The following is a 14,011-nucleotide window of genomic DNA, read 5'->3' on the forward strand; positions in this document are numbered from 1 at the left end:
ACCACGCAACATGCAATCCATCACTTCGCCAAGGTGGATGGATCGCCGGGTCAGGCCTGGCGATGACGCCCGAGTCAGGTCCGCTGCTTCGCCGGCTTCCTGGGCGTTGGATCGCCGGCCCGCAGACCCCGCACCATCACGAGATTGGCCCGCACCGTCTCGCTCGCGTTGGGGCTCGCGGCGGCCTGCGCCAGAGTCGTCTCGGCCTTGGCGAGGTCCTTCGAGAGCGCATAGGAGAGGCCGAGATTCGACAGGATCGCGGGCTCGCCCGGCGCCAGTTTCAGGGCCGCGTCGTAGAAGCCGCGGGCCTCGCCGGGGCGGCCGAGCTGGTCGAGCGCCGCGCCCTGCGCGTTGAGGATGCGCCAGTCCGGGCGGTCGGGCGTGTGGGCGCGCTCGTAGACGCGCAGCGCGTCCTCGTAGCGGCCGACGTCGGAGAGCGCGCGCCCATAGGCCGCGAGGATCTGGGTCTGTTTCGGGTTCTTCACGCTCGCGGCCTCGAGCACCGCGAGGGCATGGGCGCGCTGTCCGAGCGCCCGGAGCGTCACGCCATAGGCGTAGGCGGTCGCGGCGTCGTTCGGGTTCTTCTGATAGGCCGGCGCGTATTTGGCCGCGAGCTCCCGCCATCGGGCCTCGCGCGCCTCGGGGCTCGTCGCGGTCGACACCTCCCGGCTCGCTGCGGTCGGCATGATCGAACCGGTGGTCAGCTTGTCCGCGAGGCAGCCCGACAGCAAAAGTCCGAGCGTCGCGACGGCGCCGAGCCGGCCGACCAACACCGCATATGACGACATGGCAGCCCCCCTGTCCCTGCACCCGCCGGGGCGCGACCACGCGGTGATAATTCATTAACCCTAAGGCCTCGTTAACGACCCTCGCGCCGCGCAGCTTGATCGCGCCGCCCGACGCGGCAGATCATTGGCCTCGCCGAGGAGAGCCCATGCGCCGCACCGCCCTGATCGCCGCCTCAATCGCGGCGCTGCTCCTCGTCGGTCCCGCCGCGGCGCAATTCGCGCCGTCGCCATCCGAGCCGCCCCCGCCGGAGATCGCGACCGGCTCGAAGCCGCGGCCGATCGTGACCGCGAAGCGCTGGATGGCGGCGACCGCCAATCCGCACGCCACCGAGGTCGCGGCCGAGATGCTTCGCGCCGGCGGAAGCGCGGTCGACGCCGCGATCGCGGCCCAGCTCGTGTTGGGCCTCGTGGAGCCGCAGTCCTCGGGTCTCGGCGGCGGCGCCTTCCTGCTGCACTGGAGCGCGGCGGACCGCTCGCTCACGACGCTCGACGGCCGCGAAACAGCGCCCGCCGCCGCCACCCCGACGCTGTTCCAGAACGCCGTCGGCGAACCCCTCACCTTCATGGAGGCGGTGATCGGCGGCCGCTCGGTCGGAACGCCTGGGACGCCGCGGCTGATCGAGGCCGCGCATCGCAAATTCGGCAAGCTCGCCTGGGCGAGGCTGTTCGAGCCCGCGATGAGGCTCGCCGAACAGGGGTTCGACGTGTCGCCGCGCCTCGCAGGACAGATCGCCGCCGCCGCCCCGACGCTCGCCCGCGACCCTGCGGCCGCGTCCTACTTCGCGCCGGGCGGCGCCCCCCTGCGGGCCGGCGACCGCCTCATGAATCCGGCCTACGCCGAGACGCTGAAGGCGCTGCGCGACGGCGGCGCGGACGCCTTCTATGACGGGCCGATCGCCGCCGACGTCGTCTCGGCGGTGCGCAACGCCCGCAATCCTGGCGCGCTGACGCCCCAGGACATTTCACGCTACGCGGTCGTCGAGCGCGAGGCGGTCTGCGCGCCCTATCGCGTCTATCAGGTCTGCGGCATGGGCCCGCCCTCCTCCGGCGGGATCGCGATCGCGCAGATCCTCGGCATGCTAGAGCCGACTAACCTTTCTGTGCTCGGGCCGAAGAGCCCCGAAGCCTGGCGACGGATCGGAGACGCGTCGCGGCTCGCCTTCGCGGACCGCGAGCGCTACGTCGCCGATCCGGCCTTCACGCCGCAGCCGACCCAGGGCCTCGTAGCGCGCGACTATCTCGCCGAGCGTGCGAAGCTGCTGTCGGGGGACCGCGCGCTTGGCGAGGCGCCGGCGGGCTCGCCGAGATTCTCCCATGCGCGCCTGTTCGCCCCCGATCCGGCGCTGGAATTCGCGGGCACCAGCCATCTGTCGGTGGTCGACGCCGATGGAAACGTCGTCGCCATGACCACCACCATCGAGGCGGGGTTCGGCTCGCGCGTCATGGCGCGCGGCTTCCTGCTCAACAACGAGCTGACCGACTTCTCCTTCCGTAGCCACAAGGACGGCGTGCCCGTGGCCAACCGGGTCGAGCCGGGCAAGCGGCCGCGCTCGTCCATGGCCCCGACCATCGTGCTGAAGGACGGCCGCCCCGTCCTCACGCTCGGCTCGCCCGGCGGCAGCCAGATCATCGGCTATGTGGCGAAGGCGCTCGTCGCGCATCTCGACTGGGGCATGGACGTCGCGGCCGCCGCCGCGCTCCCCAACATGCTGAACCGCAACGGCCCCTTCGAGCTCGAGAAGGGAACCGAGGCCGAGGCCATGGCCGAGCCGCTCAAGGCGCTCGGCTTCGACGTCAAGATCGCGGACATGACCTCCGGCCTGCAGGCGATCGCGATCGGGCCGGAGGGGCTGGCTGGCGGCGTCGACCCGCGCCGCGAAGGGCTGGCGATCGGGGAATAGGGCTTCTTCACGCGCCGGTTGTCATAAAAGATGACGGGGCGTCACGCCTCCGTCCCCCTCTCCCGCAAGCGGGAGAAGGAAGCGGCCAGCGACGCGCCTCCACGGCGCCGCCGCCGAGTGCGATAGCACTGCCGCAAATGGGAAGCCTTTCGTCCGCAATTTGTTTACCCTGTCGGCTCATTGTTCGTTCGAGACCCCGACCGCCTCGGCGCGGCCCGGCCGCCGTCTCCTGTGTTGCGTCGGTGAAGGGAGCCGGACCGTGGCGAAGCGCATGTTAAGGGCGGCGGCCACGCTCGCGGCGGCGCTCGGCGTAAGCGACGTGGCGCGAGCCGAGACCAACGACGCGATCGGCGATCTGCTCGTGCTCGAGGACGCCGGCCCGTCCTCCGCACAACGCCGCGAGGTCGAGTTCACGGGCGCGATCGAGCGCGCCCCGCTCGCGCCGCCGACCGCGGCGCCCGAGGCCGCGCCGCCTTCGCCACCGGCCGCCGCCAATCCTCAGCAGCGGACCGATCCCAGGCCCGCTCCCCGCGCCGAGGCCGACCCGGACGGGTACCCGGTCGACCTGCTGATCTCGCTCGCCAATGACGCGGTCTTCACCAAGGACCCCTATCCGAAGGGCCGGCGGTCGGATCCGCGCATGATCAAGCTGCAGGTTCTGCTCGACCGCAGCAACGCCTCGCCGGGCGTCATCGACGGCATCGCGGGCGACAATGTCGTCAAGGCCGTGCGGGCCTTCGAGGAGATGATCGGCCACGAGGTCGACGGCATCGTCGACGCCGCGCTCTGGTCGGCGCTCGGGGGAACCTCGCTCGAGCCGGTGTTGACCTCCTACACGATCACCGAGCAGGACGTCGCCGGACCCTTCGTGCCCACCATGCCGCAGGACTACGCCGAACAGGCGCAGCTGCCGGGCCTCGCCTATCGCGACGCCGCGGAGCTGCTCGCCGAGCGCTTCCACATGGACGAGGCGTTCCTGCGCCGGCTCAATCCCGACGTGACTTTCGCAGAGGCCGGCGTCGACGTGGTCGTCGCGAATGTCGGCAAGCCCCTGAAGACCAGGGTCGCGCATGTCATCGCCGACAAGGGCAGAAAGCAGCTCCGCGGCTACGACGCCTCCGGAAAGCTCGTGGTCGCCTACCCCGCCACGATCGGCAGCGCCGACCTGCCCTCGCCCACCGGCGTCCACGCCGTGAAGGCGATCGCCATCAACCCGGACTACTGGTACCGGCCGCAGGTGAATTTCGTGCAGGGCGCCAACCGCAAGGCGCTGAGGCTGCCGCCCGGCCCGAACGGCCCGGTGGGCGCGACCTGGGTCGGGCTCGACAAGCCGACCTATGGGCTGCACGGCACGCCCGAGCCCTCGAAGATCGACAAGACCAACAGCCATGGCTGCGTGCGCCTGACAAACTGGGACGCGCGCGAGCTCGCCGGACTGGTGGCGCCCGGCGTGCCGGTCGACTTCCAGGAGCCGGAAGGCGCGCCAGTGGCCGAAAACGCCCCGATCGCCCCACGGACGCCCGCCGCGGAGCCGAGCCGCGCCATCGTCGAGGATCTGGGCGACGCCGCGCCGCCCCAGACGCTCGAGCCGCTGCCGCCGCCGCGGGAAGTCCCCTACGCCCGCCCGCGCCAGTCGGCGATGCGCTGAGGGAAGGACGAGCGTCGACGTCCTGCATGCTTCGAGACGCGGCCCTTCGGGCCGCTCCTCAGCATGAGGAGGTTTGTGGCGCGGCCTGGCGTGGTTTCGTCGCCACGGTCCGGCATCCTCAATGCTCCTCATGCTGAGGAGCCCGCGCCAGCGGGCGTCTCGAAGCACGCAAGTGAGCCGACCGAGATTTATCCCCGGAGCGTCGAAAAGGCCTCGGCCAGTCCCTCCGGGTCCGTCACCGGCGGAGAGCAGGTCTGGCCCGCGCAGACCAGCGCCGCGGCGCCCGTGACCCTGGCGGCGCGCGCCGGGTGGCCGTCCGGCAGATCGTCAGCCGTCCGCGCGCGGCGCACCACGCGCTCCCAGGGCGGGAGCCTGAGAGCCGCGCGGTGCAGCGCGTCGGCCGCCTCGCCCTCTCCCAGCACGACGATCGAGGCGAGCCGCATGCGCGCGTCGAGCGCGTTGACCAGCCCCGCATGGCCGATGACGTTGGCGGCCATCCGCCCCATCAGCGCGGCGATCTCGCCGTCGAGCCGAGCGAGACGGTCCTCGTCGGCGTCGTAGGCGGCGAGCCGGAGAGCCGCGTTCAGCACCAGCGCCGTGCCGCTCGGCATGGCCTCGTCCTGCAGCGCCTCGGGCCGCACCACCAGCCGGTCGGCGTCGTCGGCGTCGACCGCGAGGCCCGGCCCCGCCGGGTTGCGGTGATGCGCGAAGGCGGCGTCTATCCAGCGCGCGGCGTGATCGCGGTAGCCGCCGATGCCGGTCGCCCCGGCGAGCGCTAGTCCGGCGAGCGCCATCGCGCCATAGTCTGAGGCGAAGCCCGGATAGACCAGCCGCCCCGCCCGGAAGGCGTGGCCGAGCCGGTCCTCGCGAGTCATATGGGCCACGATCGCGTCGAAGGCGCGCCGGGCGAGGGCGAGCGCGTCGGGCCGGCCGAGCGTCGCCGAGGACTCGGCGAGCGCCGCGATCATCAGCCCGTTCCAGTCGGCGAGCGCCTTGTCGTCGCGTCCCGGCCGCACGCGCCGCTCGCGGGCCGCCAGCAGCTTCGCCGAGACGTCCGCCAGACGCCCCGCGTCGACCGGAGGCCTGTCGGTCCGGTTCGGGATCGAGACGCCTTCCCAGTTGCCTTCGTCGGAGACGTCGAGCGCGTCGGCCGCGAAGGCGGCGTCCTCGGCGTCGAGAACCTCGTCGAGCTCCGCGCGGCGCCAGACGTAGAACCTGCCCTCCTCGCCCTCGCTGTCGGCGTCGAGGCTCGCGGCGAAGGCGCCCTCCCCGGTGACCATCTCGCGCTTCAGCCAATCGACGATGCCGTTCGCGGCGGCGGTCAGCCGCGCGTCGTCGACGTCGCGCCCGAGGCTCGCGAAGAGCGGCAGGAGCTGGGCGTTGTCGTAGAGCATCTTCTCGAAATGCGGGACGAGCCAGCGGCCGTCGACCGAATAGCGCGCGAAGCCGCCGCCGACATGATCATAGATGCCGCCGGCCGCCATCCGCCGGAGCGTCAGCAGCGCCGGCGCGGCGAGCGTCTCGTCGCCGGTGCGGCGGCCCGCTCGGAGCATCATCTCCAGCACCCCGGCCTGCGGGAATTTCGGCGCGCCCTGAAAGCCGCCGTCGATCGGGTCGAAGATCCGGACGAGTCGCCGGGCGGTCTCGTCCAGGTCCGCGGGCGACAGCGAGACGCCGCCCTCGCGCCGCTTCGGCCTGAGTTGCGCCGCGATGCCCGAGACGTTCTGGGCGACCCGTTCGGGCTCGTCCGCATAGACCTTGGAGAGCGCCCGCACCACGTCGGCGAAGCCCGGCCGGCCGTAGCGCGGCTCCTTCGGAAAATAGGTGCCGCCCCAGAACGGCTCGCCATCCGGCGTCAGGAACATGGTGAGCGGCCAGCCGCCCTGCTGGCCGAGCGCGTGCAGCGCCGCCATGTAGATCTGGTCGACGTCGGGCCGCTCCTCACGGTCGACCTTGATCGAGACGAGATGCTCGTTCATGACCGCGGCGACGCCGTCGTCCTCGAAGCTCTCATGGGCCATGACGTGGCACCAGTGGCAGGCCGCATAGCCGATCGACAGCAGCACCGGACGGTTCAGGCGACGGGCCTCCGCGAAGGCGTCCGGACCCCACTCCCACCAGTGGACGGGATTGTCGGCGTGCTGCAGCAGATAGGGACTGGCGGCGGCGGCGAGACGATTGGTCATGGCTGTTTCGGACACCTCTTCTGACCGCAACGTAAGTCGCGCGCGACTGTTTCAAACCCGCGACACGATCGCCGCCGTCTCGACCGCGCCGGGCCGCGCCGCGATCGCGGTCATCCGCATGTCTGGACCGGAGGCGGGCGCCGCGCTCGACGCGATCGCCGGGCCGCGCCCGGAACCGCGCCGGGCCTCGGTGCGGGCGATCCGCGACCCGCGGGACGCGCGGCTGATCGACCGGGGCCTCGCGCTGTGGCTGCCCGGCCCGGGCTCCGCCACCGGCGAGGACATGGCGGAGATCCACGTCCATGGCGGCCGGGCGGTGGTCGCGGCCGCGCTCGACGCATTGTTCGCCTGTCCCGGCGTACGCGCGGCGGAGCCCGGCGAGTTCACCCGTCGCGCCGTGCTCGCCGGCCGCATGGACATCGCCGAGGCCGAGGGGCTCGCCGACCTGCTCGCCGCCGAAACCGAGGCGCAGCGCCGGCAGGCCGTGCTGCAGGCCGAGGGCGCATTGTCCGCCGTGGTCGAGCGCTGGCGCGAGCGGCTGGTCGGCGCGATGGCGCTCATCGAGGCCGGCATCGACTTTTCCGACGAGGACGGCGTGCCGGCGGAGGCGCGCGCTCAGGCCCGCGACGAACTCGAAGCGCTGTCCGCCGATATTTCCGACGCGCTCGCCGACACGCGCGCCGAACGGCTGCGCGACGGCTTCCGGGTCGCGATCGTCGGGCCGCCCAACGCCGGAAAATCGTCGCTGCTCAACGCCCTCGCCCGGCGCGACGTCGCGATCGTGACCGACATCCCCGGCACCACGCGCGACGTGCTCGAGGTCCATCTCGACCTCGGCGGTTTTCCCGTGATCGTCGCCGACACGGCGGGACTGCGCGAGACCGAGGACGCAATCGAGCTTGAGGGAGTCCGGAGAGCGGCCGCGCGGGCGGAGACCGCCGACCTTGCGCTCTGGATCGAGGACGCCACGAGACCGGGTGGAACCCCGCCCGCGCTGTCGGCCGCCATCCTCTGGCGCGTCGCCAACAAGATCGATGTCGCGGCCGAAGGCGCGCCCGAAGCGGACCATCGCGTCTCGGCCCGCACCGGCGCCGGGCTCGACGCGCTTGTCGCGGCGCTCGGTCGGGCGGCGGGCGAGGCGCTCGGGGCCGGCGAGGATGTCGGCGTGACGCGCGCCCGCCACCGCGAGGCGTTCGCCGCGGTCTCCGCCTCGCTCGCGGAGGCCCTCGACGGCTGGGACGATCTCGCCGACGAACTGCTCGCCGAACTGCTCCGCCGCGCCAGCGATGACCTGGGCCGCATCGCCGGCCGCATCGGCGTCGAGGACGTGCTGGAGAGGGTGTTTTCGTCCTTTTGCATTGGGAAGTGAGCGCTCACTTTGCGCCGTCCCGGACGCGCCGCAGGCGCGAGCCGGGATCGCGAGCAGAATGATGAGACCGTTGAGGCGCCGGGTCCTGAAGACGATCCTGGCTCTCCGCCGCGCTTGGGCCGGGATGACGGGAGCGCCGATGTTTCACGTGAAACATTGCGCGCTGCGCGCGCCCGCCCTAATGAGCCGCCATGGCCCTGCGACCGACCCGGACTCCGCTCGACCGCTACGACGTCATCGTCGTGGGCGGCGGACATGCGGGCTGCGAGGCGGCCGCCGCGGCCGCGCGGATGGGCGCGCGGACCGCGCTCGTCACGCATCGCGCGGACACGGTCGGCGCCATGTCCTGCAATCCGGCGATCGGCGGGCTCGGCAAGGGCCACCTCGTCCGCGAGATTGACGCGCTCGACGGGCTGATGGGCCGCTGCGCCGACCAGGGCGGCATCCAGTTCCGCGTGCTGAACCGCAGCAAGGGACCCGCGGTGCGCGGCCCCCGCGCGCAGCAGGACCGGCGGCTCTACGCCGCCGCTGTCCAGCGCGCGCTCGCCGAGACCGCGGGGCTGGGCATCGTCGAGGGCGAGGTCGACGACCTGACCGTCGAGGCGGGCGCGGCGACTGGCGTCGTGCTGGGCGACGGGCGGCGGATCGCGGCCGGCGCCGTCGTGCTGACGACCGGCACCTTTCTGCGCGGGCTCATCCATATCGGCGAGACCACGATCCCTGCGGGCCGCGCGGGCGAGGCGCCGGCGCTCGGCCTGTCGGCACAGCTCGATGCGGCGGGCTTTACGCTCGGCCGGCTCAAGACCGGCACGCCGCCGCGGCTCGACGGAAGAACGGTCGATTTCGACGCGCTGGAGCGCCAGGCCGGCGACGCGCCGCCCGAGCCGTTCTCGACCCTGACGACGGCTATCCGTAACCCGCAGATCGATTGCCACGTCACCCGCACCACGCCCGAGACCCATGCGCTGATCCGCGCCAATCTTGGGCGCTCGGCGATGTATTCCGGCCGGATCGAGAGCCGCGGCCCGCGCTATTGTCCGTCGATCGAGGACAAGGTGGTGCGCTTCGGCGAGCGCGACAGTCATCAGGTCTTCCTCGAGCCCGAGGGGCTCGACGACCCGACCTATTACCCGAACGGAATTTCGACTTCGCTGCCCGAGGAGGTCCAGGTCGCGCTGGTCCGTACCATGCCGGGGCTGGAGCGCGTCGAGATCCTGCGGCCCGGCTACGCGATCGAATACGACCATGTCGATCCGCGCGAGCTCGAGGCCACGCTCGAGGCCAGGCGGCTGCCGCGGCTGTTCCTCGCGGGCCAGATCAACGGCACGACCGGCTATGAGGAGGCGGCCGCGCAGGGCCTGCTCGCAGGGCTGAACGCTGCGCGCCGGGCAGGCGGCGCGGACGGCGTCGTGATCGATCGCGCCGAGGCCTATCTCGGCGTCATGGTCGACGATCTCGTCACCCATGGCGTCACCGAGCCCTACCGCATGTTCACCTCGCGCGCCGAATACCGGCTGTCGCTGCGCGCCGACAACGCCGATCTGAGGCTGACGTCGAAGGGCGAAGCGCTCGGCTGCGTCGGCGCGGGCAGGTCCGCGACCTTCGCGGCCAAGGCCGAAAGGCTGGCGGCCGCCGAGGCGCTGGCCCGGTCGCTGACGCTGACGCCGGCCGAGGCGCAGCGCGCCGGAATCGCGGTCAATCAGGACGGGCGGAGGCGCAGCGCCTTCGACCTGCTGTCGCTGCCGTCCGTCGGCCGTGACGCGTTGGAGCGCGTCTGGCCGGAGCTGGCGGCGATCGACGCGGCGACCTTCGACCAGCTCGAGATCGAGGCCTCCTATGCGGTCTATCTCGACCGACAGTCAGCCGACGTCGCGCGCCGGCGCTCCGAGGAGGGCCTCGCCCTGCCGTCGGACATGGACTACCACGCCATTGCCGGCCTTTCGGCGGAGCTTTCCGAGAAGCTCGCGCGCGTCACGCCCCGCACGCTCGGCCAGGCCGGCCGGATCGAGGGCATGACGCCCGCGGCGCTCGCTTTGCTCGCCGTGCAGGCCCGCCGCGCCGCCGCCGCGTGAGCGGGCGCGACGCCGACCGCCAAGCGGCGGAGGGGCTGATCGATGTTTCACGTGAAACATGGGCGCGCCTCGACGCGCTCATCGCCACGCTCGACCGCTGGCAGGCCACCACCAATCTCGTCGCGCCCACCACGCTCAGCACCATCTGGACCCGGCACGTCGCCGACAGCGCGCAACTCGTTGCGCTCGCCCCGCCCGCCCCTGCCCGGTGGGTCGATCTCGGATCGGGCGGCGGCTTCCCGGGCCTGGTCGTGGCGGCGATGCTCGCGGGCCGGACCGAGGTCCACCTCGTCGAGAGCAACGGCAAGAAGGCCGCGTTCCTCCGCGAGGCCGCGCGCGCCATGGGGGTGGCGACGACCGTCCACGCCGCGCGGGCCGAACAGGCTCTGGAGGGCCTTTCGGCCGAAATCGTCAGCGCCCGGGCGCTCGCTCCGCTCTCCATTCTGGTCGCGCTCGCCGAACCGCTGTTGAAAACCGGCGCCGTCGGGCTGTTTCCCAAGGGTCGCGAGGCCGTCGCGGAATTGACCGAGACTGAGAAATCCTGGAGATTCAACGCGTCGCTCCACCCGAGTCTGACCGACCCCGACGCCCGCATCGTGCGGATCGACCGGTTCGACGGCAGACGCCAGCGCTAACGCCGCACTCGCGGCACGCGCCGGCAGGTTGGATGACCGAGCCGCCCGGAGCCCGAGGCCCATGCTGTCAGACGCGTTTCCGCCCGGCGCCCCGCGCGTGCTGACGCTCGCGAACCAGAAGGGCGGCGTCGGCAAGACCACCACCGCCATCAATCTCGGGACCGCGCTCGCCGCGATCGGCGAGACGGTGCTGATCGTCGACCTAGACCCGCAGGGCAACGCCTCGACCGGCCTCGGCATCGACCGCAAGGCGCGGCGGCTCTCGACCTATGACGTGCTGTTCGGCGACGCGACGCTGAAGGAGGCGATCCACGAGACCGCGGTGCCGCGGCTTCATCTCGCGCCCTCGACCATGGACCTATTGGGCCTCGAGCTCGAGATCGCGAGCGAGAAAGACCGCGCCTACCGGCTCCGTGACGCGATCGCGGCGCTGCACGCCACGGAAACGGCCACACGCTACACTTATGTGCTGGTCGACTGTCCGCCCTCGCTGAACCTGCTCACCATCAACGCGATGGCGGCCGCGCACGCGATCGTCGTGCCGCTGCAATGCGAGTTCTTCGCGCTGGAGGGTCTGAGCCAGCTGCTGCGCACCGTCGAGCAGGTCCGGACCACGCTCAATCCCACGCTGTCGATCCACGGCGTCGTGCTCACCATGTTCGACCCGCGCAACAATCTTTCGGGACAGGTGGTGGCCGACGTCCGCGAATTCCTCGGCGACAAGGTCTATGAGACCATGATCCCGCGCAACGTGCGGGTCTCCGAGGCGCCGTCCTACGGCAAGCCCGTGCTGCTCTACGACCTCAAATGCACGGGCTCGCAGGCTTATCTGAAGCTCGCCTCGGAGGTCATACAGCGCGAGCGGGCGCTGCGCGCCGCATGACGGGTCGGGAAAAGTGATGTCATCTGACGAGCCCCAGCGTTCCCGACTCGGCCGCGGTCTTGCGGCGCTGATCGGCGACGTCGGCGACGAGATCGCCGTGATGGAGCGCGGCCGGCCGCAGCGCCGCGCGCCGATCGCGCAGCTCCGCCCGAGCCGCGCCAACCCGCGCCGCTCTTTCCGCGAGGAGGATCTCGAGGAGCTGACGGCTTCGGTCCGCGAGAAGGGCGTCATCCAGCCGATCCTCGTCCGCCGGCTGTCGCACGAGGCCGAGGCCTATGAGATCATCGCGGGCGAGCGCCGTTGGCGCGCGGCCCAGCGGGCGGGCGTCCACGACGCGCCGATCGTGGTGCTCGACGTCACCGACCGCGAGGCGCTCGAGATCGCGATCGTTGAGAACGTCCAGCGCGCCGATCTCAACGCGATCGACGAGGCCGCCGGCTACGAGCAGCTGATCGCCCAGTTCTCCTATACCCAGGAGAAGCTGGCGGAGGTCATCGGCAAGAGCCGCAGCCACATCGCCAACACGCTGAGATTGCTCAAGCTTCCTGACGCGGTGAAGGCCCACGTGCTGGACGGCGCGCTGACCGCCGGCCACGCCCGCGCGCTGCTGACGCTGCCCGATCCGGAGGCCGCCGCCAGGAAGGCGGTGGCGCGCGGGCTCTCGGTGCGCGACGTCGAGGCGATGGCGCGGGCGCCGGAGGTCAAGAGCCTCGGCCGCCCCCGCAAGGCGGAGAAGGACGCCGACACGCTGGAGCTCGAGCGCGAGCTCTCCGCCGCACTCGGCCTCGACGTGACGCTGAACCCGAAGGGCGCGGGCGGCGAGCTCGCCATCCGCTATGCGAGCCTCGAGCAGCTCGACATGCTGGTGCGCCGGCTGAGGGGCTGAGCGCAACCGGGCGACGGCGCGTCCCTGGCCTTCCGACGAGGCGCCCTATCCTCCCCCGTCATGCCCGAGCTCGTCTCGGGCATCCACGACTTGGGGACAGGCTCTACGATCCCAGAAATTCGTGGATGCCCGGCTCCGCCGGGCATGACGGGTCGTGCATGGTCGTTGTGGCTGCGTTGCTCTGGCGTGAAAATCGACCCGAGTCCCAAAGCCGGTTAGAAGCCCGTGGAGCGGTTTTGCGCTCCGGACGACCGATCGCCCCGACCGCCCTCGAAAACGCCGCCAGCGACTCTCCTATCGAGTCGATTTTTTCGGCGTCGAACGCGATTTCGAGCGTTCCGGCGCTCAGCGGCCGAGCCGGGCCGCTTCCTGGGCGACGGCGAGCAGCGCGCGCTCGGCGGCCGCCTCCCCGATCGACGCCGATTTCCGGGCGGTCGCGACCGCGTCGGCGAGACGCGCGACCGCGTCCATCAGCCGGGACGCGGTCCAGCGCTGTAACGCCCGCTCGACCGCGTCCTTGCGGCGGAAGTGGATCGCATGGCCGGCGCTCTCGACGACGGACCGGGCCGATCGACCGTCCTCGACCTGGGCTCTCAGGCGATGCATCGCGAGCGCATGGCGGAGCGCCGCCACGAGTGTGACCGAGGCGGACGCGCCGGACGACCGCAGCGCCCTGAGCGCAGCCGCGAGATCGGCCGGCCGTCCGCCGAAGGCGGCGTCGACCGCCTCGTCCATGCCGACCTCGCCGGAGTCCGCCACGATCGCCGCGACGTCGTCGACCTCGATGCGGGACGCGCCCATGGCGTAAAGGCAGAGCTTGCGGACGTCCTCGCGCGCGGCGAGCCGGTCCGGGCCGAGGCTCGCGGCGAGCAGCGACCGGGCCTCCGATGAGATCGTCAGCCCGGCGGCGCGGATCTCCTCATCGATCAGCCGGTCGCGGGCGCCGGCCTCGTCGGGGTAGCAGGGCAGCGCGGCGGCGTGCGGGTGTTTTTCGCAGAGCGCGCGCAGCGGCGCGTTCTTCTTGAGGTCGCCGGCCTCGAGCACGGTGAGGGATTGCGGTTCGGGGCCGCCGAGCAGCGCCTCGACCGCCGGGACGATCGACCGACCACCGACCTTCACCCGGATCGCGCGCTGGCCGCCGAACAGCGCGATGGTGTTGGCCTCGTCGGGCAGCCGCCCCGGATCCTGCGCGAGGTCGTCGCCGTCGAGCCTGACGAGCGAGAACGGATCGTCCGAGCCTTCGAGAGCGCGCGACACCAGCTTCTCGGATCGTTCGGCCACGAGCCCAGCATCCGGGCCGTAGACCAGCAAGGCGAACACGCCCGGCTGGGGCTTCGCCACGAAGGCGTCGACGGCGGAGGATTTGATGGCGACCATGGGCCTGCCGGGCCTGAGTGAGTGAATCAAAGCTGACGAAGGAGCGTAAAAAGCCGGCTATCGATCATCGGCGGAGCCGCGCCGTCACCTCGATCTCGATACGCATCTCGGGCTTCAGCAGGCCGCAGACGATGAGCGTGTTTGCGGGGCGGATCTCGCCGAAAATCTTCCCGGTGACCCGGAACAGCGCGTCGGCGTCCGCCGGGTCGACCAGATAGTAGCGCGTCCGCACGACGTCCGCGAAGCCCCCCCCCCCCGCCCCCCCC

Annotated in this window: 10 protein-coding genes and 1 pseudogene; 7 read left to right on the top strand and 4 right to left on the bottom strand. The window is 71.8% G+C overall.

Going from position 1 to position 14,011, the window contains the following annotated elements; all coding sequences use genetic code 11:
- Window positions 1-74 precede the first annotated feature (74 nt).
- Window positions 75-788, bottom strand: a complete 714-nt coding sequence (locus tag EK403_RS18270; protein ID WP_128778900.1) for a tetratricopeptide repeat protein — start codon at window positions 786-788, stop codon at window positions 75-77.
- A gap of 146 nt (window positions 789-934) precedes the next feature.
- On the opposite strand from EK403_RS18270, the gene ggt reads away from it, so the two are divergent.
- Both ggt and EK403_RS18280 read left to right on the top strand, forming a co-directional pair.
- Window positions 935-2,689: a gamma-glutamyltransferase gene (gene ggt, locus EK403_RS18275; RefSeq protein ID WP_128778901.1), complete on the top strand. Its 1,755-nt coding sequence runs from the start codon at window positions 935-937 to the stop codon at window positions 2,687-2,689.
- A 259-nt stretch (window positions 2,690-2,948) separates the two neighbouring features.
- Window positions 2,949-4,337: a L,D-transpeptidase family protein gene (locus EK403_RS18280; RefSeq protein ID WP_128778902.1), complete on the top strand. Its 1,389-nt coding sequence runs from the start codon at window positions 2,949-2,951 to the stop codon at window positions 4,335-4,337.
- A gap of 188 nt (window positions 4,338-4,525) precedes the next feature.
- On the opposite strand, the gene EK403_RS18285 is transcribed toward EK403_RS18280, so the two are convergent.
- On the bottom strand, window positions 4,526-6,523 hold the full coding sequence (locus EK403_RS18285) for a thioredoxin domain-containing protein (RefSeq protein WP_128778903.1): 1,998 nt from the start codon (window positions 6,521-6,523) through the stop codon (window positions 4,526-4,528).
- Between EK403_RS18285 and mnmE the strand changes: the two genes are divergently transcribed.
- From mnmE to EK403_RS18310, 5 genes are all read left to right on the top strand, one after another.
- Window positions 6,522-7,892 carry a tRNA uridine-5-carboxymethylaminomethyl(34) synthesis GTPase MnmE gene (gene mnmE, locus EK403_RS18290; RefSeq protein ID WP_128778904.1) on the top strand — a complete coding sequence of 457 codons (1,371 nt, stop codon included), beginning with the start codon at window positions 6,522-6,524 and terminating at the stop codon, window positions 7,890-7,892. The two genes, EK403_RS18285 and mnmE, sit on opposite strands and share 2 nt — an antisense overlap.
- Window positions 7,893-8,083: 191 nt before the next feature.
- Complete coding sequence (gene mnmG / locus EK403_RS18295; protein ID WP_128778905.1) at window positions 8,084-9,964, top strand: tRNA uridine-5-carboxymethylaminomethyl(34) synthesis enzyme MnmG; 1,881 nt, start codon at window positions 8,084-8,086, stop codon at window positions 9,962-9,964.
- Window positions 9,961-10,599: a 16S rRNA (guanine(527)-N(7))-methyltransferase RsmG gene (rsmG, locus tag EK403_RS18300; protein WP_128778906.1), complete on the top strand. Its 639-nt coding sequence runs from the start codon at window positions 9,961-9,963 to the stop codon at window positions 10,597-10,599. Before mnmG ends, rsmG begins: the two co-directional genes overlap by 4 nt.
- A 61-nt stretch (window positions 10,600-10,660) precedes the next feature.
- The gene (locus tag EK403_RS18305) at window positions 10,661-11,482 is read left to right on the top strand and encodes a ParA family protein (protein WP_128778907.1); all 822 of its coding nucleotides are present in this window, start codon (window positions 10,661-10,663) and stop codon (window positions 11,480-11,482) included.
- A 16-nt stretch (window positions 11,483-11,498) separates the two neighbouring features.
- Window positions 11,499-12,368 (top strand): ParB/RepB/Spo0J family partition protein, encoded by an 870-nt coding sequence (locus tag EK403_RS18310; RefSeq protein ID WP_128778908.1) that lies wholly within the window; start codon window positions 11,499-11,501, stop codon window positions 12,366-12,368.
- 345 nt (window positions 12,369-12,713) lie between these two features.
- Here EK403_RS18310 and holA read toward each other — a convergent pair whose 3' ends face one another.
- Window positions 12,714-13,745 (bottom strand): DNA polymerase III subunit delta, encoded by a 1,032-nt coding sequence (gene holA, locus EK403_RS18315; protein ID WP_128778909.1) that lies wholly within the window; start codon window positions 13,743-13,745, stop codon window positions 12,714-12,716.
- 64 nt (window positions 13,746-13,809) lie between these two features.
- Window positions 13,810-14,011 (bottom strand): annotated as a pseudogene (locus EK403_RS23405) (Rid family hydrolase); the annotation flags it as partial.

The organism is Hansschlegelia zhihuaiae (genome assembly GCF_004103825.1).
GTDB classification, from domain to species: domain Bacteria; phylum Pseudomonadota; class Alphaproteobacteria; order Rhizobiales; family Methylopilaceae; genus Methylopila; species Methylopila zhihuaiae.

What these genes read in the sequence shown, in the direction of transcription:
- EK403_RS18270 (WP_128778900.1), bottom strand. Translation starts at nt 788, where the DNA reads ATGTCGTCATATGCGGTGTTGGTCGGCCGGCTCGGCGCCGTCGCGACG.
- ggt (WP_128778901.1), top strand. Translation starts at nt 935, where the DNA reads ATGCGCCGCACCGCCCTGATCGCCGCCTCAATCGCGGCGCTGCTCCTC.
- mnmE (WP_128778904.1), top strand. Translation starts at nt 6,522, where the DNA reads ATGGCTGTTTCGGACACCTCTTCTGACCGCAACGTAAGTCGCGCGCGA.
- EK403_RS18285 (WP_128778903.1), bottom strand. Translation starts at nt 6,523, where the DNA reads ATGACCAATCGTCTCGCCGCCGCCGCCAGTCCCTATCTGCTGCAGCAC.
- mnmG (WP_128778905.1), top strand. Translation starts at nt 8,084, where the DNA reads ATGGCCCTGCGACCGACCCGGACTCCGCTCGACCGCTACGACGTCATC.
- EK403_RS18305 (WP_128778907.1), top strand. Translation starts at nt 10,661, where the DNA reads ATGCTGTCAGACGCGTTTCCGCCCGGCGCCCCGCGCGTGCTGACGCTC.
- EK403_RS18310 (WP_128778908.1), top strand. Translation starts at nt 11,499, where the DNA reads ATGTCATCTGACGAGCCCCAGCGTTCCCGACTCGGCCGCGGTCTTGCG.
- holA (WP_128778909.1), bottom strand. Translation starts at nt 13,745, where the DNA reads ATGGTCGCCATCAAATCCTCCGCCGTCGACGCCTTCGTGGCGAAGCCC.